14 protein-coding genes and 1 tRNA gene are annotated in these 19,203 nt (G+C 64.0%); 12 read left to right on the top strand and 3 right to left on the bottom strand.

The window, feature by feature from the left end; all coding sequences use genetic code 11:
* Position 1 precedes the first annotated feature (1 nt).
* From nuoL to LB565_RS01085, 11 genes are all read left to right on the top strand, one after another.
* Entirely contained in the window at positions 2-1,975 is a 1,974-nt protein-coding gene (gene nuoL / locus LB565_RS01135) for an NADH-quinone oxidoreductase subunit L (RefSeq protein ID WP_224581358.1), read from the top strand.
* Positions 1,975-3,480 carry an NADH-quinone oxidoreductase subunit M gene (locus LB565_RS01130; RefSeq protein WP_224516282.1) on the top strand — a complete coding sequence of 502 codons (1,506 nt, stop codon included), beginning with the start codon at positions 1,975-1,977 and terminating at the stop codon, positions 3,478-3,480. Before nuoL ends, LB565_RS01130 begins: the two co-directional genes overlap by 1 nt.
* Positions 3,481-3,494: 14 nt before the next feature.
* Positions 3,495-4,931 (top strand): NADH-quinone oxidoreductase subunit NuoN, encoded by a 1,437-nt coding sequence (gene nuoN / locus LB565_RS01125; RefSeq protein WP_224581357.1) that lies wholly within the window; start codon positions 3,495-3,497, stop codon positions 4,929-4,931.
* Positions 4,932-4,935: 4 nt separating this feature from the next.
* Positions 4,936-5,757: a biotin--[acetyl-CoA-carboxylase] ligase gene (locus LB565_RS01120; RefSeq protein ID WP_224581356.1), complete on the top strand. Its 822-nt coding sequence runs from the start codon at positions 4,936-4,938 to the stop codon at positions 5,755-5,757.
* A 95-nt stretch (positions 5,758-5,852) separates the two neighbouring features.
* Positions 5,853-7,523 carry a ribonuclease J gene (locus tag LB565_RS01115; protein ID WP_224581355.1) on the top strand — a complete coding sequence of 557 codons (1,671 nt, stop codon included), beginning with the start codon at positions 5,853-5,855 and terminating at the stop codon, positions 7,521-7,523.
* Between the two features lie 106 nt (positions 7,524-7,629).
* Positions 7,630-8,034 carry a methylmalonyl-CoA epimerase gene (mce, locus tag LB565_RS01110; RefSeq protein ID WP_224581354.1) on the top strand — a complete coding sequence of 135 codons (405 nt, stop codon included), beginning with the start codon at positions 7,630-7,632 and terminating at the stop codon, positions 8,032-8,034.
* A complete protein-coding gene (locus tag LB565_RS01105) occupies positions 8,031-8,315 on the top strand; it encodes a DUF1467 family protein (RefSeq protein ID WP_224581353.1) in 285 nt (94 codons plus the stop codon). Before mce ends, LB565_RS01105 begins: the two co-directional genes overlap by 4 nt.
* A gap of 574 nt (positions 8,316-8,889) precedes the next feature.
* A complete protein-coding gene (gene proS / locus LB565_RS01100; protein ID WP_224581352.1) occupies positions 8,890-10,218 on the top strand; it encodes a proline--tRNA ligase in 1,329 nt (442 codons plus the stop codon).
* A complete protein-coding gene (locus LB565_RS01095; protein ID WP_140839951.1) occupies positions 10,215-11,501 on the top strand; it encodes a lipoprotein-releasing ABC transporter permease subunit in 1,287 nt (428 codons plus the stop codon). The genes proS and LB565_RS01095 overlap by 4 nt, the downstream gene beginning before the upstream one ends.
* Positions 11,498-12,181 (top strand): ABC transporter ATP-binding protein, encoded by a 684-nt coding sequence (locus LB565_RS01090; protein WP_181164814.1) that lies wholly within the window; start codon positions 11,498-11,500, stop codon positions 12,179-12,181. The genes LB565_RS01095 and LB565_RS01090 overlap by 4 nt, the downstream gene beginning before the upstream one ends.
* Positions 12,182-12,713: 532 nt before the next feature.
* Entirely contained in the window at positions 12,714-13,964 is a 1,251-nt protein-coding gene (locus LB565_RS01085) for a site-2 protease family protein (protein ID WP_224581351.1), read from the top strand.
* A gap of 219 nt (positions 13,965-14,183) precedes the next feature.
* Here the strand turns inward: LB565_RS01085 and lipB are convergent, their stop codons facing one another.
* The gene (gene lipB / locus LB565_RS01080; protein WP_224581350.1) at positions 14,184-14,927 is read right to left on the bottom strand and encodes a lipoyl(octanoyl) transferase LipB; all 744 of its coding nucleotides are present in this window, start codon (positions 14,925-14,927) and stop codon (positions 14,184-14,186) included.
* A gap of 239 nt (positions 14,928-15,166) precedes the next feature.
* Between lipB and LB565_RS01075 the strand changes: the two genes are divergently transcribed.
* Positions 15,167-15,251, top strand: a tRNA-Leu gene (locus LB565_RS01075).
* Between the two features lie 156 nt (positions 15,252-15,407).
* Here the strand turns inward: LB565_RS01075 and LB565_RS01070 are convergent.
* Positions 15,408-18,089: a phosphoenolpyruvate carboxylase gene (locus LB565_RS01070; RefSeq protein WP_224581349.1), complete on the bottom strand. Its 2,682-nt coding sequence runs from the start codon at positions 18,087-18,089 to the stop codon at positions 15,408-15,410.
* A 214-nt stretch (positions 18,090-18,303) separates the two neighbouring features.
* Entirely contained in the window at positions 18,304-19,203 is a 900-nt protein-coding gene (sucD, locus tag LB565_RS01065; protein WP_224581348.1) for a succinate--CoA ligase subunit alpha, read from the bottom strand.

Genomic DNA, 19,203 nt, shown 5'->3' with positions numbered 1-19,203 from the left:
CATGTATCAGGCTATCGTCTTCCTTCCGCTGCTCGGCTTCCTGATCGTCGGGCTGTTCGGCAATTCGCTCGGCGCCAAGGCTTCCGAATACATCACCTCCGGCTTCCTGGTGATCGCGGCCGTGCTGTCGTGGATCGCCTTCTTCACCGTCGGCTTCGGCCATGGCGAGGTGTTCACCGTGCCGGTGCTGCGCTGGATCCAGTCGGGCGGCATCGACGCGTCCTGGGCGCTCAGGATCGACACGCTGACGGTGGTGATGCTGATCGTCGTCAATACCGTGTCGGCGCTGGTTCACATCTATTCGATCGGCTACATGCACCACGATCCGAACCGGCCGCGCTTCTTCGCCTATCTGTCGCTGTTCACCTTCGCCATGTTGATGCTGGTGACGGCCGACAACCTCATCCAGATGTTCTTCGGCTGGGAAGGCGTCGGTCTTGCTTCCTATCTGCTGATCGGCTTCTGGTACAAGAAGCCGTCGGCCAATGCCGCGGCGATCAAGGCTTTCGTCGTCAACCGCGTCGGCGACTTCGGTTTCGCGCTCGGCATCTTCGGCGTGTTCGTGCTGTTCGGCTCGGTCAATCTGAGCACCGTCTTCGCCAATGCGGCCTCGTTCCTGCCCGCAGAAGGCGCGCCGGCGGGTGCCGCCGTGCTCACCTTCCTTGGCCATGCGCTCGATAAGCAGACGGCGCTGACGGTGGTCTGCCTGCTGCTCTTCATGGGCGCCATGGGCAAGTCGGCGCAGGTACCGCTGCACACCTGGCTGCCGGACGCCATGGAAGGCCCGACCCCGGTCTCCGCGCTCATCCACGCGGCGACCATGGTGACCGCCGGCGTCTTCATGCTGGCGAGGCTGTCGCCGCTGTTCGAGCTTTCGCACACGGCGCTGACCGTCGTCACCTTCATCGGCGCCTTCACCGCCTTCTTCGCGGCCACCGTCGGCCTCGTCCAAAACGACATCAAGCGCGTCATCGCCTATTCGACCTGCTCGCAGCTCGGCTACATGTTCGTGGCGCTCGGCGTCGGCGCTTATGGCGCGGCGATCTTCCATTTGTTCACGCATGCCTTCTTCAAGGCGCTGCTGTTCCTCGGCTCCGGCTCGGTCATCCACGCGGTGTCGGACGAGCAGGACATGCGCAAGATGGGCGGCCTGCGCAAGCTGATCCCGGCGACCTACTGGATGATGATCATCGGCACGCTGGCGCTGACCGGCGTCGGCATTCCGGCAACGGTGATCGGCACCGCCGGCTTCTTCTCCAAGGACGCCATCATCGCGACCTCCTTCGCCAGCCACAATGCGGTCGCCGGCTTCGCCTTTATCCTGCTGGTGGTCGCCGCCTGCTTCACCAGCTTCTATTCCTGGCGGCTGATCTTCATGACCTTCCACGGCGAGCCGCGCGCCAGCCACGAGGTCATGCACCATGTCCATGAATCGCCGCCGGTGATGCTGGTGCCGCTCTATGTGCTGGCCGCCGGCGCGCTGTTTGCGGGCGTTCTCTTCCACGGCGCCTTCATCGGCGAGGGCTATGCCGAGTTCTGGAAGGCGTCGCTGTTCACGCTGCCCGACAATCACATCCTGCACGAGATCCACGAGCTGCCGCTCTGGGTGGAACTGGCGCCCTTCGTCGCCATGGTGATCGGGCTGCTGGTCGCCTGGCAGTTCTATATCCGCAAGCCGGAGATGCCGGAGGAACTGGCGGCGCATCATCGCGGCCTCTACGCCTTCCTGCTCAACAAGTGGTATTTCGACGAGCTCTACGACTTCCTGTTCGTGCAGCCGGCCAAGCGCCTCGGCAGGTTCCTGTGGAAGACCGGTGACGGCGCCATCATCGACGGCCTCGGCCCAGACGGCATCTCGGCGCGCGTCGTCGACGTCACCAACCGCGTCGTCAAGCTGCAGACCGGTTATCTCTACCACTATGCCTTCGCCATGCTGATCGGTGTGGCCGCTCTCGTCACCTGGATGATGCTCTGATGACCGACTGGCCAATTCTCTCGCTGGTCACCTTCCTGCCGCTGGTTGGTGTTCTGCTCATCCTGTTCATCAGCGACGACAGCGAAAACGCGCGCCGCAACATCCGCGCCATCGCCTTCATCACGACTGCGTTCACCTTCGTCGTCTCGCTGTTCATCTGGACGGGCTTCGACAATTCGCAGGCCGGCTTCCAGTTCGTCGAGAAGCACGCCTGGCTGGATTCGGGCATTTCCTACCATATGGGCGTCGACGGCATATCGATGCTGTTCGTCATTCTGACGACCTTCCTGATGCCGCTCTGCATCCTGGCCTCATGGGATGCGATCGAGAAGCGGGTCAAGGCCTATATGATCGCCTTCCTGATCCTCGAGACGCTGATGATCGGCGTGTTCTGCGCGCTCGACATCGTCCTGTTCTACGTCTTCTTCGAGGCGGGCCTGATCCCGATGTTCATCATCATCGGCGTCTGGGGCGGCAAGCGGCGCGTCTATGCCTCGTTCAAGTTCTTCCTCTATACGCTCGCCGGCTCGGTGCTGATGCTGCTCGCCATCATGGCGATGTTCTTCCAGTCGGGCACCACCGACATTCCGACGCTGTTGACGCATCACTTCCCGGCCAACATGCAGACCTGGCTGTGGCTCGCCTTCTTCGCCTCCTTCGCGGTGAAGATGCCGATGTGGCCGGTGCATACCTGGCTGCCCGATGCCCACGTCGAAGCGCCGACTGCCGGTTCCGTCATCCTGGCCGGCATCCTCCTGAAGATGGGCGGATACGGCTTCCTGCGCTTCTCGCTGCCGATGTTCCCGGAAGCGTCGGCGATGTTCGCGCCGCTGGTGTTCACGCTCTCGGTCGTTGCCATCATCTACACCTCGCTGGTGGCGCTGATGCAGGAGGACATGAAGAAGCTGATCGCCTATTCGTCGGTCGCCCATATGGGTTTCGTCACCATGGGCATCTTCGCGATGAACCAGGAAGGCGTGCAGGGCGCGATCTTCCAGATGCTCAGCCACGGCCTCGTCTCGGGCGCGCTGTTCCTGTGCGTCGGCGTCATCTATGACCGCATGCACACGCGCGAGATCGACGCCTATGGCGGCCTCGTCAACAACATGCCGAAATACGCCACCGTGTTCATGATCTTCACCATGGCCAATGTCGGCCTGCCCGGCACCAGCGGCTTCGTCGGCGAGTTCCTGACCATGCTCGGCGTGTTCAAGGTCAACACCTGGGTGGCGTTCTTCGCCGCCACCGGCGTCATCCTGTCGGCGGCCTACGCGCTGTGGCTCTATCGCCGGGTGATCTTCGGCGCGCTGACCAAGGACAGCCTGAAGAACCTGCTGGATCTTTCGCCGCGCGAGAAGGCGATCGTCTACCCGCTGGTGGTGCTGGTCATCTTCTTCGGCGTCTATCCGGCGCCGGTGTTCGACGCGACCGCCCAATCGGTCAAGACGCTCGTCACCAACGTCACCGCATCCATCAATTCCGCGCAGACTGCGGCGGCGAACTGACTGGGGAATAGACCATGACGCCGGACCTTCTCTCCAGCCTTTCGCTCTCGACGCCGGAACTGATCCTCGCCGTCGGCGCGCTGGTGCTCCTGATGATCGGGGCCTATTCGCGCTCCAACAGCACCATGACCGTGACTGGCCTGGCCGTCCTCGTGCTGGTGGTGACCGGCCTGTGGCTTGCCTTCTCCGGCACGCAGGGCGCCGCTTATGGCGGCGCCTTCGTGCAGGATTCCTTCAGCGCCTTCATGAAGATGCTGGCGCTGATCGGCTCGGCGGTGACGCTGGTCATGTCGATGCGCTTTGCACGCCAAGAACATTTCGACAAATTCGAATTCCCGGTTCTGGTGCTCTTGTGCACGCTCGGCATGATGCTGATGATCTCGGCCAACGGCATGATCGGGCTCTATCTCGGGCTCGAGCTGCAGTCGCTGGCGATCTATGTGCTGGCAGCGATTAACCGCGACAATCTGCGTTCGACCGAGGCGGGTCTGAAATATTTCGTCCTCGGCGCGCTGTCGTCGGGCATGCTGCTTTACGGTATCAGCCTCGTCTACGGCTACACCGGCAACACCGGCTTCCAGGAGATCGCAACGGCGCTTGGCAGCGGCGAGCGCCAGCTCGGCCTGGTCTTCGGCCTGGTGTTCGTGCTTGCCGGTCTCGCCTTCAAGATTTCTGCCGTGCCGTTCCATATGTGGACGCCGGACGTCTATGAGGGCGCGCCGACGCCGATCACCGCCTTCTTGGCCGCCGCGCCGAAAATGGCGGCGATGGCGCTGATCGTGCGCGTCACCATGGGCGCCTTCAAGCCGATCGCCTCGGACTGGCAGCAGATCGTCGTCTTCATCTCGATCGCCTCGATGGCGCTTGGCGCTTTCGCGGCCATCGGCCAGACCAACATCAAGCGCCTGATGGCCTATTCCTCGATCGGCCATATGGGCTACGCGCTGGTCGGCCTTGCCGCCAACAGCCAGGCCGGCGTGCGCGGCGTCGCCATTTACATGCTGATCTATCTGGTGATGACGCTCGGCACCTTCGCCTTCATCCTCGCCATGCGGCGCAAGGAAGGCAATGTCGAGCAGATCAGCGATCTGGCCGGCCTTGCCTCGACCAATCCGATCATGGCCACCATCCTCACCATCCTGATGTTCTCGCTGGCCGGCATCCCGCCGCTCGCCGGCTTCTGGGGGAAGTGGTACGTGTTCCTGGCCGCCATCAACGCGCATCTTTACGCGCTGGCGATCATCGGCGTGCTGGCCTCGGTGGTGGGTGCCTATTATTACCTGCGCATCATCAAGATCATGTGGTTCGACGAGCCTGTCGGCGGCTTCGTGCCGATGGCGAGCGAACTGCGCCTGGTGCTCGGCGTCAGCGGCGCCTTCGTGCTGTTCTATGTGCTGATCGGCGGGCCGATCGGCAACTATGCCGAAGCTGCCGCGAAGACCTTCTTCTGACGGGATGGCGTTTCGGCTGGCTCCAACCGCGGCGTCGGAGGGATTCCGGCTCGAGGCGCATGACAGCGTCGGCTCCACCAACGCGCTGGCGCTGGAACACGCCCGCGCCGGCGATCCCGGAAAACTCTGGGTCGTGTCGAAGAAGCAGGAGAGCGGTCGCGGCCGGCGTGGCCGTGCCTGGGCGACGCCGGAAGGCAATCTCGCGGCGACGCTGCTTCTGGTTCCGGGCGGCGAGCTTCGGCTGGCTGCGACGCTCGGCTTCGTCGCGGGGCTTGCGCTGGCCGACGCGCTCGACGCCGTCGTGCCGAAAGGCCGGATCGCTGTCGCCTTGGACGGCGCAAGCCAGGGCCGCAACCGCTTCGAGCTGAAATGGCCGAACGACGTGCTGGCCTCCGGCGCCAAGCTTGCCGGCATCCTGTTGGAATCGGCGATGCTCGATGGCGGCCGCTTTGCCGTCGCTATCGGCATCGGCGTCAATGTCGTGGCTTACCCTGAGGATTTGCCTTATCCGGCGACGTCGCTGCAGGCGCTGGGCGCCACTTGCGACGCCGAAACGCTGTTCCTGGCGCTTTCGGATGCCTGGAGCGAGAATGCCAGGCTGTGGGATGACGGGCGCGGGCTCGATGCCATCAGAAAGCGCTGGCTTGCCCGCGCGGCAGGGCTCGGCGGCGAGGTTGCTGTCAGAATTGACGGCAATGTGGTGCGCGGCGTCTTCGAAACCATTGACGAGGACTGCCGTTTTGTGATCCGCGACGATGAGGGATCGGTTTTGACGATCGCGGCCGGCGACGTGCATTTCGGCGCGGTCGCCTCGGCCCGGGTATAATTTTGTTTTTGTGCAATTCCGGACGGAAAGCCGTGACACGCTTTTCCCGGAATTGCGCCAACGGCTTGGCCTGACGGCCAGGAAGGAAAGAATTGATGGCGAATAGAGAAAACGCCGAACTCGTCTTCGCGCCGCTGGGCGGCGTCGGCGAGATCGGCATGAACTTCGCCCTTTACGGCTATGGGCCTGCCGACGCGCGCGAATGGATCATCGTCGATGTCGGCGTGACCTTCCCCGACAGCGCGCATCCTGGCGTCGACCTGATCCTGCCCGATACGCGCTTCATCGAGGAGAATATCGACGGACTGCGCGGGATCGTCATCACCCACGCGCATGAGGACCATTACGGCGCGCTGCTCGACATCTGGCCAAAGCTCAAGGCGCCCGTCTGGATGACGCCGTTCACCGCAGGCCTGCTCGAAGCCAAGCGGCAGGGCGAACAGGGCGCGCCGAAGATCCCGGCGTCGATCTATCGGGCCGGCGAGAAATTCACCATCGGACCTTTCGAGATCGAGGCCATTCCAGTGGCGCATTCGATTCCCGAGCCGATGTCGCTGGCGATCACCACGCCCGCCGGCACCGTCATCCACACCGGCGACTGGAAAATAGACCCGGCGCCGACGATCGGCCCGAAGACCGACGAGGCACGGTTCCGCGCTTATGGCGACAAGGGCGTTCTGGCGCTGATCTGCGATTCCACCAACGCGCTGAGGGAAGGGGAGTCGCCGTCGGAAGTTGCTGTCGGGGAAGGCCTCAAGGGTGTCATCGAGAGCGCGAAGGGGCGCGTCGCGGTCACCACCTTCTCCTCCAATGTCGGGCGCATCGTATCGATCGCCAAGGCGGCGCGCGATGCCGGCCGGCAATGCCTCGTGCTCGGCCGCTCGCTGAAGCGCGTCATCGATGTGGCGGGCGAGCTCGGCTACATGGACGGGCTGCCGGAGTTCATCGCCGAGGAGGACTATGGCTATATCCCGCGCGAGAACCTGGTCATCATCTGCACCGGCAGCCAGGGCGAGCCGCTGGCGGCGCTGGCAAAGCTTTCACGCGACGAGATGAAGTCGGTGGCGCTGACGGCCGGCGACACGGTGGTGTTTTCCTCGCGTACCATTCCCGGCAACGAAAAGGGAATTCTTGAGATCAAGAACCGGCTGATCGATCTCGGCATGAAGATCATCGAGGACGGCGACGCGCTGGTGCATGTCTCCGGCCATCCGCGCCGCAGCGAATTGCGCAAAATGTATGAATGGGTGCGGCCGCAGATCGGCGTTCCCGTGCATGGCGAGGCGGCGCATCTGGTGGCGCAGGGCTCGCTGATGTCGATGTCGGGCATCGGCCAGGTGGCGCAGGTGCGCGACGGCGACATGCTGAGGCTCTGGCCTGGTCCTGCAACGATCATCGATCAGGTGCCGTTTGGCCGGCTCTACAAGGACGGCCTGTTGATCGGCACCGACCAGGCGATGGGCATACGCGACCGCCGCAAGCTGTCCTTCGCCGGGCATGTCGCGGTCAACGTCGTGCTCGACGACAAATATGAGCTTGCCGGTGACCCTGATCTGGTGGCGATCGGCGTCGCCGAGGCGGATGCCCGCGGCGAGACGCTGGAGGATCTGATGCTCGATGCGGCAATCGGCGCGGTGGACTCCATTCCGCGTCAGCGCCGAAAAGACCTCGACCTGGTGCAGGAGGCGGTGCGCCGCGCCGTGCGCGGCGCCGCCAACGAGGCCTGGGGCAAGAAGCCGCTGGTGACGGTGTTTGTTACGAGATGAGGGAGTAGGCAGTAGGGACTAGGCAGTAGGCAATAGGAAAGGCGATTGCTTTTTAGCTAGCCAAATTTGCTTCTTTTCTACTGCCTACTGCCTGAGGAAACCGCCGATGCTTGGACGCCTGAACCATGTCGCGCTTGCCGTGCCGGATCTGGCCGCGGCGGTGGCCGCCTATCGCGATACGCTGGGCGCGCGAGTGGGCGAGCCGCAGGCGCTGCCGGGGCATGGCGTGACCGTGGTGTTCGTCGATGTCGGCAACACCAAGATCGAGTTGCTGGAGCCGCTGGGCGAGACATCGCCAATCGCGGCCTTCCTCGAGAAGAACCCTTCAGGCGGCATTCATCACGTCTGCTATGAGGTCGATGATATCCTGGCTGCCCGCGACCATTTGAAGGCAAGCGGCGCGCGCGTGCTGGGCGACGGCAATCCGAAGATCGGCGCGCACGGCAAGCCGGTGCTGTTCCTGCATCCCAAGGATTTCTTCGGCACGCTGGTCGAACTGGAGCAGGCATGAACTGGATCCTGTTCGCCGCGCTGTTCTTCGTCACCTGGTGGCTGGTGCTGTTCGTTGTTCTGCCGTTCAGCCTGCGCACGCAGGACGACGACCAGGACGTCACGCTTGGGACCGTTTCCAGCGCGCCGCGCGGACCGCACATGTTGCGCGCTTTCATCCGCGCGACGCTCGTGACGGTGGTCGTCATGGGCATTCTCTACGGTCTTACGATAGGCCTGGGATTTAGCTTCGACGACATCATGCGGATCATGCCGGACTTTAGTCCGAATGCCCATCACTGACGCTGAGAATACAGTCTCCCCAAGTATTAAGCAGCATACGCGCGCCAAAGTTGAATTCGGAAGCCGGCTTCCGAATTCGGTGGCTAACGAATGGCTGATGCTGTTTGGCAGATGGTCGTGCTAAGCAGATGATTGCACAAAAAAAATGCAAGGCACGAGGCCTTGCAATTTAAACGCGTCCGATCTGTTTCCGGTGTCCGGCGGCAGCGAGTTACCGCGCCTAGATCGCATCCTCCCAAGACTTTGACCGCGTAGGAGAGCAGATTTTTCTCCGCCCTCTCGGTTATCGGCGCACACTAGACCAAGGCAGGTGAAAATGTCACGAAGAATTTTGCTCCGAAACGGGCAATATCGTGCTGCACTGCACAATAGTGCGGCAGGGCTTGCTTGTGAATCGATCAAATAGCGATTTGCGGCACTTCGCGGTCAAAATCGCCTTTTTGGTAAGGTGCAGAAGGCCCGATACTTTGGGGCACTCGGGTTTCCATTCGGCCATGAAATGGCTATGAAGCCCGGGCAAGCAGCCTTAGGCGCGCCGATTCCCCGCGCCGCCATTTCACTCACGGACCAGTCCATGCGTTTGTCGCGCTACTTCCTGCCCATTCTCAAAGAAAATCCCCGCGAGGCCGAGATCGTCTCGCACCGGCTGATGCTGCGCGCCGGCATGATCCGCCAGCAGGGGCAGGGCAGCTTTTCGTGGCTGCCATTGGGCAAGCGCGTGCTGGACAAGGTCTGCCAGATCATCCGCGAGGAACAGAACCGCGCCGGCGCGCTGGAAATCCTGATGCCGACCATCCAGTCGGCGGATCTGTGGCGCGAGAGCGGCCGTTACAACGACTATGGCAAGGAGATGCTGCGCATCAAGGATCGCCAGGATCGCGACATGCTCTACGGCCCGACCAACGAAGAGATGGTCACCGAGATTTTTCGCGCTTACGTGAAATCCTACAAGGACCTGCCGCTCAATCTTTACCACATCCAGTGGAAGTTCCGCGACGAGGTGCGCCCGCGCTTCGGCGTCATGCGCAGCAGAGAATTCCTGATGAAGGACGCCTATTCGTTCGACCTCGATTTCGAGGGCGCCAGGGCCGCCTACAACCGCATGTTCGTCTCCTACCTGAGGACGTTCACGCGCATGGGCCTGCAGGCCATTCCGATGCGCGCCGATACCGGCCCGATCGGCGGCGACCTCAGCCATGAGTTCATCATCCTGGCGGAAACCGGCGAGAGCCAGGTGTTCTGCGACCGCGCCTATCTCACGCTCGACGTACCGGGCGCGAACACCAACTTCACCGACGATGCCGAGATCGGCGACATTGTGAAAAAGTGGACGACGCCTTATGCCGCCACCGACGAGATGCATGACGAGGCGGCTTGGGCGAACGTTCCGCCAAGCGAGCAGGTCTCGGCGCGCGGCATCGAGGTCGGCCACATCTTCCACTTCGGCGAGAAATACTCAAAGCCGATGAACGCCAAGGTGACCGGCCCCGACGGCAAGGACCATTACGCCTCGGGCGGCTCCTACGGCATCGGTCCGTCGCGCCTGGTCGCGGCGATCATCGAGGCCAGCCATGACGAGAACGGCATTATCTGGCCGGAAGCGGTGGCGCCCTTCGACATCGGCCTGATCAACATGAAGGTCGGCGACGGCGAATGCGACCGCGTCTGCGCCGAGCTCTATACGGCTCTGACTTCGGCGGGCAAGGACGTGCTTTATGACGACACTGACCAGCGTCCGGGCGGCAAGTTCGCCACCGCCGATCTGATCGGCCTGCCGTGGCAGGTGATCGTCGGCCCGCGCGGCGTGGCCGCCGGCGAGGTCGAGATCAAGAACCGCAGGTCGGGCGAGCGCGAGACGCTGCCGATCGCCGAGGCCAAGAAACGCCTGGGTATCGCCGCATGAACGAGGCGGCGGCAGCGGCCAGGTCAGCGGCGGGCGCTTTCTCCGGCTTCGAGCGCATGGTGGCGTGGCGCTATCTGCGCTCGCGCCGCAAGGAGACGGTGATCTCGGTCATCGCCTCGATCTCCTTTCTCGGCATCATGCTCGGCGTCGCGACGTTGATCGTCGTCATGGCCGTGATGAACGGTTTCCGCGCCGAGTTGCTGACCCGCATCCTCGGCGTCAACGGCCATCTCATCGTGCAGCCGCTCGATTCGCCGCTGGAGGATTACGCCCAGGTGGCGAGTCGCATCAACGGTGTTTCGGGCGTCAAATACGCCATCCCGCTGATCGACGGCCAGGTCCTGGCGCAAGGCAATGTCGGCGGCGGCACGGGCGCCTTGGTGCGCGGCATCCGCGGCGAGGACCTCGGCAAGATTTCGATCGTCGCCAGCAACATCAAGCAGGGCACGCTCGACGGTTTCGACACCGGCGACGGCGTGGCGATCGGCAAGCGCATGGCCGAAAGCCTCGGGCTGGTGCTCGGCGACACGATCACGCTGATCTCGCCGGACGGCGACGTGACGCCGCTCGGCACCACGCCGCGCATGAAGGGCTACAAGGTGGCGGCAATCTTCGAGGTCGGCATGTCGGAATATGACAGCTCGATCGTCTATATGCCGTTCTCGGAAGCGCAGCTCTATTTCAACATGGACGGGCGAGCCCAGACCATCGAGATCTATGTCGACAATCCCGACAATGTCGACGCGCTGAAGCCCCTGGTCGAGCAGGCGGCGCAGCGGCCGGTCGACCTCGTCGACTGGCGACAGCGCAACGAGACCTTCTTCTCGGCGCTGCAGGTCGAGCGCAACGTCATGTTCATGATCCTGACGCTGATCGTGCTGGTGGCGGCGCTCAACATCATTTCCGGCCTCATCATGCTGGTGAAGGACAAGGGCCACGACATCGCCATCCTGCGCACGATGGGCGCCTCGCGCGGCGCGATCCTGCGCATCTTTCTGATGACGGGCGCGGCGATCGGCGTCACCGGCACGATCGCCGGCGTGCTGCTCGGCGTCGTCATCTGCCTCAACATCGAATCGATCCGCCAGTTCTTCTCCTGGATGACCGGCAGGATCCTGTTCAATCCCGAGCTCTATTTCCTCAGCCAGTTGCCGGCGAAGATGGATCCGCGCGAGACGACCTATGTCGTCATCATGGCGCTTGGCCTGTCGTTCCTCGCGACGGTGTTCCCGGCCTGGCGGGCCGCCCGGCTCGATCCCGTCGAAGCCTTGAGGTACGAATGATGGCCGAGGCCATTATCGAGTTGAAGGGCGTCGAGCGGCACTACGTCCAAGGGCCGCGCAAGCTCACCATTTTGAACGGCGCCGACTTTTCGCTCAGGCGCGGCGAGATGGTGGCGCTGGTGGCGCCGTCGGGCACCGGCAAGTCCACCCTTTTGCACACGGCGGGACTGCTGGAGCGGCCCGACGCGGGCGACGTGATCCTCGCCGGCCGTGCCTGCGGCCGGCTGTCGGACGAGGAGCGCACCGCGATCCGCCGCAACGATGTCGGCTTCGTCTATCAGTTCCATCATTTGCTGCCGGAGTTCTCCGCGCTCGAGAACATCATGATGCCGCAGCTGATCAAGGGGCTCGGCCGCAAGGAAGCATCCGAGCGGGCGGCGCAGCTCCTCGACTACATGCAGATCGGCAAGCGCGCGCAGCACCGGCCGGCCGAGCTTTCCGGCGGCGAGCAGCAGCGCGTCGCCATTGCCCGCGCCGTTGCCAACGCGCCGCTGGTGCTCCTGGCCGACGAGCCGACCGGCAATCTCGATCCGGTCACCGCCTCCTATGTGTTCGATGCGCTGGAGGCGCTGGTCAGGCAGTCGGGCCTCGCGGCGCTGATCGCCACCCACAACCACGAGCTCGCCGGACGCATGGACCGGCGGGTGACGTTGGCCGAGGGGAAGGTCGTGCCGCTATAGGCCTGCGAAGGGCGGCCTCCTGCGCTTCCGGTGCTCACGTACCCAAAAGTACGCTCCGCTCCGGTTCTCGGATGCCACCATTCTCGGCTCGGCCTGACCTGAATCTCAACACATCCCGGCGCCCTCTCACCAACGTTGGTGCCGTCAACCTTTCCTTAACCCTGCCCAAACGGACCGCGCGGTTTCGCTCCAGCGCGCCCGAGACGATCATTGACATTCGAACAAAATTAGAACAAATTACGAACATTCCAACAACGGAGAGAGTTATGTCTGATCTGGTTCAGGATGTTGTCTCGCTGGTTTGCATGAGCACCTTTCTCGTTTCCATGGCGATCTGGATCGGCGCCATGTGATCAGGCGGTTTCGCCGCCGTACGGGACGGGCAGATGCCCGCCCGTCGTTGGGGCGGGCAGGAGCCCGCCCAAGTCGGGGTGGGGAGATCCGCCTGAAACGGACAAGAGCCCGCCCGCTGTTAAGCCTTTCTTGGCCGCGTCGCCGCTAGGCTGCTCCCTCAAGACAGGGAGCCAAGGCAGTGTCGGTCATCGTCACGGTCACGCTCGTGGCCGGCAATCTCGGACTGATCTTTCTTTTGATGACCGTGCCGCTCGGACTGCGCACGGTGACGGTCAGCCGCGTGATCAAGGCCGATCGCAATTGCCTTTGGCAGGCGCTGTGGCCGTTCGGCGGCGACGCCGGCTGGTCGGGCGAAATCCTTGCCGCCGAGCCCCTGGACGGTGAAGGGATGGCGCTGGTCAGATTGTCCTGGGACGGCCGTGACGGCCGGCCGATCGAACGCAAGGCGCGGTTTGAGGAGGTCAGCGAGGGCAGCCGCTTCTCGATGACCGTCATCGAGGACACGGCGCTCGATTCCTCGTTCTGGGCGAATTATCGTGAGACCGCCGAGCTCGTGCCGGAGGCCGATGCGACACGGGTCACGCTTACGCAGACCGACCGCTATCGCGGCGTCGCCTTCCTGATCTTCCGCTTCTTCGCTATGCGGCGTGAATTGCGCAAGCTCGACGTCTGGGCGGCGACCGGCACCTATCGCAAGGGCGGCTGGTTCGAGCATCCGCTGAGCCAGGTCGGCTTAGCCGCGCTTTCGGCCCTGGTCCTGTGGCCGTTCTTCGGCCTCAACCTCGGCGGCCTGGCGCTGGCCGCGATCCTGACCTCGGTGGTCGCCCTGCATGAGCTTGGCCATATGGCCGCCTTCCGGCTGACGGGGCATCGCCGGGCACGGATGATCTTCGTTCCGCTGCTTGGCGGCATTGCGATCGGCGGCAGACCCTATGACAGTCGTTTCGAGGTGGCGTTCGTGGCGCTGATGGGTGCCGGCTTCTCCGCTTTCCTGGTGCCGGTGCTGATCGCCGCCAGCGGCTTCGCCGGCAGCGAAGGACATCGGCTGGCCGCCATGCTTTTGGCGACGCTTGCCGGCTGCGCGTCGCTGTTCAACATCGCCAATCTGGTGCCGGTGTGGAAATTCGACGGCGGCCAGGTGTTGCGCCAGATCTGTCCGGGGCCGGCGGCATTGGCGCTGGCGTCCTTCCTGCTGCTCTCGGCGCTTCTGGCGCTCGGCTGGCGGGCCGGCTTCTCGCCGAGCTTCCTGTTGATCGCCGGCGCGGTGTTCGCGATGCTGAGCCTGATAACTATGGGCAGCGGCGTGAAGCCGCGTCACGAGTTGAAGCCGATCAAGACCTTCGATCGGCTGGTCATGGCCGGCGCGCTGCTCGCCGTCTTTGCCATCCATGGCTACGGCATGCTGTGGGCATCCGCGCAGCTAATGTAGAGTATGTTGATATTCAGATGAGGCCGGCCTGCAAACGGCAGCTTCCTGCGCTTCCGGTGCTCACGTACTTAAGTACGCTCCGCTCCGGCCTTCGCCGGCCGAAGCCCTCATAAGTGTCTTTGCTCTATGAAGGCTACGGCCGGCGTAGGCCGGTTCTCGGAACCCATCGTTTTCGGCTCGGCCTGACCTGAATCTCAACACCTCCAGGCGGAGCGATGTTCAGCCGGCCTTGCGAGCAGGCTCTGCAGCCGGAACGGCGGCAGGCCCGAACACGTCCTCGAAAGCGGATTTCAGCGCCAGATCGAGGTCGGCCATCGTGACCGGCAGCCCGAGATCGACAAGGCTGGTCACGCCATGGTCCGAGACACCGCAGGGGACGATGCCGCTGAAATGGCCGAGATCCGGCTCGACATTGATGGCGATGCCATGAAAGCTCACCCAGCGCCGCAGCCGGATGCCTATTGCCGCGATCTTGTCTTCGGCGGATGAGCCATCGGGCAGGCGGGGGCGATCCGGCCGCACCACCCAGACGCCGACGCGGTCCTCGCGCCGCTCGCCGCGCACGTTGAAGGCGGCGAGCGTGGCGATGATCCATTGCTCGAGCGCCGCGACGAAGGCGCGCACATCCTCGCGCCGGCGCTTTAGGTCAAGCATCACATAGGCCACGCGCTGGCCGGGACCGTGATAGGTGTATTCGCCGCCGCGGCCTGCGGCAAAGACCGGGAAGCGGTCGGGATCGATCAGGTCATCGATTCGCGCGCTGGTGCCGGCGGTGTAGAGCGGCGGATGCTCGACCAGCCAGACCATCTCGCCGGCAGCACCGCTGCGGATCGCCTCGGCGCGCGCTTCCATGAAGGCCAGCGCGTCAGGATAAGAGGTGAGGCCGGGTTCGATCACCCATTCCACCGGCGCCGAACCGGGGAGAGGAAGAAACGACGTGGCGATCTGGCTGCGTTCTGTCATGGAACTTTCTCGATGCTCCTCTCATATGGCGGCAATCGGCCAAAACGTCCAGTTCCGCCAACGTGAAGCCGGGCCGCGGAGGCTTGTGCCAGCCGCTTTGTCTGATGCACGTCGGCCTCCCAAAACCTCTGCGCACTTGTGGCTGATACGCATTCGCGAATATTCCGCTCAGCGCACTTGTTTCGCCGGAAACGATTTGCTACAGGCCCCGGGCCGGACGGTTCCGGCTCCTACCACGTGCGGTCGTGGCGGAATTGGTAGACGCGCAGCGTTGAGGTCGCTGTGGGGCAACCCGTGGAAGTTCGAGTCTTCTCGACCGCACCATTCTTTCCAAAAACCCGTAGAATTTGGCATCGGCGAGCGAACGTTCTCGTCGCCGCCTGCGGTTCCTTGGATCAAAGCGAAGCGGCGGCGGGCGATGAGACCACACCGCCGCTTATGGCTTGACGCGAGGCGATCCCGGCAACTCGCAAATGGTGCCTATCCCGTCCACCCCAGACCTGCCGAGATGCAGTTGATCGAGACGAGCAGGGCGTCGGTCGCCCGCTTTTGATCTGCGTCGGTGCCTGCCCGGACCTCACGCAGCAGACTGACCTGCAGCCGGTGAATATCGTCCATCTGCCGGCGCAGGTTATCGAAACGCCTTTTGAACATTGGGAAGCGCGCGGAAAGATCGCCTCCCGTGAGTTCGCGGATCAGGCGTCGCGTCAGCTCATATTCGGCGGCGATCCGGGCGTGGATTCGTCGCGCCGTATCGCCGTCGGATACCAGGCCGGCATAGAGCCGCGCGATCTCCATGTCGGACTGGTAGAGCGTCTTTTCGGCCTCGTCGACGATCAGGCGGAAAAAGCGCGAGTGCTCGAACATGCGGGCGAGAAGCTCGCGCCCGGCCTCGCCGCGCACCGTGACGAAGGCGTTCAATGCGCTGCCGATGCCGTACCAGCCGGTCAACAGATGACGGTTCTGGCTCCAGGCGAACACCCATGGAATGGCGCGCAGGTCGGCAATGCCGCTGGCGCCGAAGCGACGATCCGGGCGTGAGCCCATTTTAAGCAGCGCCAGTTCCGCGACCGGGCTCGCCTGGTTGAAATAGTCGAGGAAGCCCGGCTCGGCCATCAATCCGGCGTAGGACGCCTGCGACATGCCCGCCAGCGCTTCCAGCGCTTCGTCGAACTCCGGCGTTTCCTTAGGCCTGGCATCGCCAGTGGATCGGATACCGTGCGCCAGCACGGCGGCAGCGAGAACCTCGAGCTGGTTGAGGCCGGTGCCGCGATTGGCGAATTTCGACGAAACGACCTCGCCCTGCTCGGTCACCCGCATGGATCCGGCGACGGTGCCCTGCGGCTGCGCCGCAATCGCCCGGCCGGTCGGCGCGCCGCCGCGGCTGACGGAGCCGCCGCGGCCGTGAAAGAAGCTGATCCTGGTGTTGTGCTTGCGGCCGATGACCGTGAGGCGCTTTTGCGCTTTTGCCAACTCCCAATTCGAAGCGAGGAAGCCGCCATCTTTGTTGGAATCCGAATAGCCAAGCATGATTTCCTGGCGCGCGCCGAAATCGCGCACCGTCCGCCGCACCAGCGAGACGCCGAGCAACCCGTTCAGGATGGCAGGGGCTGCCTGCAGATCGGCGATGGTCTCGAACAACGGCACGATCCGCAGCCTGATCGTGCCGCCGCCTCCGGGCGCGGTCGACAGTCCGCAATATTGCGCCAGCAGGTAGACCGCGAGCAGATCGTCGGCCGAGCGGGTCATGCTGAGCACGAAAGAGCCGACCGCATCGGCATCGGAGCCCGAGATCTGCTTGGCGATAACCGAGAATGTCGAAAGCAGCTCGGCTGCTTCCGGCGAGAGCCGCCCTTCGTCGATCTCCAGCCGCTCGCCCTGGCTCAGCGCCGCGCGAATGCGCGCCGACCATTGCGGCGTGCCGGGGGCGACGGGATCGGCCGGATCGGTCAGCGCGAACAGTTCGGCCAGCACCCGGTTGACGACCGTGGAGTTCTGCCGGATGTCGAGCGAGACCGTGCGGAAACCAAAGCTTCCGATTTGCCAAAGCAGCGGCTGGACGAAACGCCTGGCCACCGCGCGCCCTCCGATAGTTTCCAGAACCGAAGACAGCGCGTTGAGATCGGCCCGAAACGCCTCCGCCGAGAGGTACGCCGCCTTGCCGCCGTCGCGCGTGGCGACCAGCCGGGCAAGCAGGGCCGAAGCGAACTGGCGGAGCGGTTCGTCAGGGTTGCGAAGGGCGATCGCTTGCGACTCTCCGCTCTTCTCAAGCGCTGATTGCAGCACCTGTTTGAAGCTGGCCGGCAGCTCGATGACGTTCGTGCTGGCGCTGAGCACCGACACCAGCCGCTGCAGCTGCGCCAGATACCAGCCTATGGTGGTGTTGCGGTATTCGATCATGGCGTAGGCGGTGACTTCGGCCGTCACATTCGGATTGCCGTCGCGGTCGCCGCCGATCCACGAGGCATAGCGCATGAAGGAGGGAATTTTGATCGGCTCGCCCGGATAGTGACGCTCGAAGGCATCCTGAAGCTTGCCATAGAGCTGCGGCGTTGCCTCGAAGATGACTTCGCGGAAGAAATGCAGTCCCCAGGCGACCTCGCGCTCGACGGTCGGCCGCTCCAGCCGCAGCTCGCCCGTCATCCACAAAAGCTCGATCTCGCTCTCCAGATCGGCAACCAGGAGATCGCGTTCGCGCGGCGCCCAGCGCGGCTGGTCGAGCTCGGTCAGCTTGCGATAGATGCGGCGGTGGATCTCCAGCACCGTGACGCGTTTTGCCTCCGTCGGATGCGCGGTCATGGTGGGGCCGACGCAAAGTTCGTCAAGCGCCGCCTGGGCTTCCGCCGCCGAGTGGCCGTTCGCCGCCATCTCGGCAATCACGCTGGCGAACGATCCAGGCACTTCATCGGCGCCCGCGCCCTGCTCGAGCTCGCGCCGCGCCCGCATGGCCAGCAACTCGTCGGCAATCGCCAGCAACTGGAACCAGACGCCGCTCGCCTGAAGCGCCGGGATGCGCTGCTCGGGGGCCAGCGAGAGGAGCGACCTGCGGCCGCTCAGGACCGCGGCGATCTCGGGCTCGCGCGCGCTTGCGACCTGAAGCAGCAGGCGCAACAGCAGGCTGCGCTCGTCCTCACGAAACTTGATGGGTTTGCTCTGTTCCAAAGCCGCTGGTCCGAACGTCCGTCGATCGCCGCTGTAGCCGCGCTAAATGTTCGCAATTCCCGACAAAAATTGCTGCGCAGTTTCCTCGAATTGCTTTTTTGCCAAGGCCGCGTCGACCCGCAAGGCGAGCCGATCGGGGGCCGGCGATCGCGAGGATCGCCGGCACGAGACTGGCTTCCACTTTCTGCTTCCGCGACTTTCGCCTGGCCGGCCGTCAAGCCGCCTTCTTCGTCCGAGCCAGCGTATCGGCCACCACCTCGCCGAAGGAGGCGGGGGTCGGCACGATCACGACGCCGGCTTCCTTGAGGATCTCGACCTTTTCCTGCGCCGACTCGCCGAAGGCGGAGATGATCGCGCCGGCATGGCCCATGCGGCGGCCTTTCGGGGCGGAGAGGCCGGCGATGTAGGCGATGAGCGGCTTCCTCATATTGTCGCGCGCCCAGATCGCGGCTTCGGCTTCCTGCGGGCCGCCGATCTCGCCGATCATCACCACGGCGTCGGTGTCGTCGTCGCGCTCGAAAAGCTGCAGGATGTCCTTGAAGGACGAGCCGTTGATCGGATCGCCGCCGATGCCGACGCTGGTCGACACGCCGATGCCCAGCGCTTTCATCTGCGAGGCGGCTTCGTAGCCCAGCGTGCCGGAGCGGCCGACGATGCCGACGCGCCCGGGCAGATAGATGCTGCCCGGCATGATGCCCATCAGCGCCTGTCCGGGCGTAACGACGCCGGCGCAGTTCGGACCGACGAGGCGCATGCGGTCCTCGAAGCGGTAGCGGCGCATGTAGCGCTTGACCTGCATCATGTCCTGCGAGGGGATGCCGTCGGTGATGCAGACGCAGAGCTTGATACCGGCGTCGGCCGCTTCCATGATCGAATCGGCGGCGAAGGGCGGCGGCACGAAGACGATGCTGGCCTCCGCGCGGGTCTCGCGCACGGCGCCCTTGACGGTGTTGAAGATGGGCAGGCCGAGATGCGTCTGGCCGCCCTTGCCGGGGGTGACGCCGCCGACCAGCTTGGTGCCGTAGCGCTTCATGTCGTCGGCGTGGAAGCTGCCGATCTTGCCGGTGAAGCCTTGCACGATGACGCGCGTGCTGCGGTTGAGCAGGATTGCCAT

The sequence above is a fragment of the Mesorhizobium sp. CA14 genome, from assembly GCF_020165195.1.
In the GTDB taxonomy this organism is placed as follows: Bacteria; Pseudomonadota; Alphaproteobacteria; order Rhizobiales; family Rhizobiaceae; genus Mesorhizobium.
The sequence above is the reverse complement of the archived record's forward strand: the minus strand, read 5'-3'. Positions and strand labels throughout refer to the sequence as shown.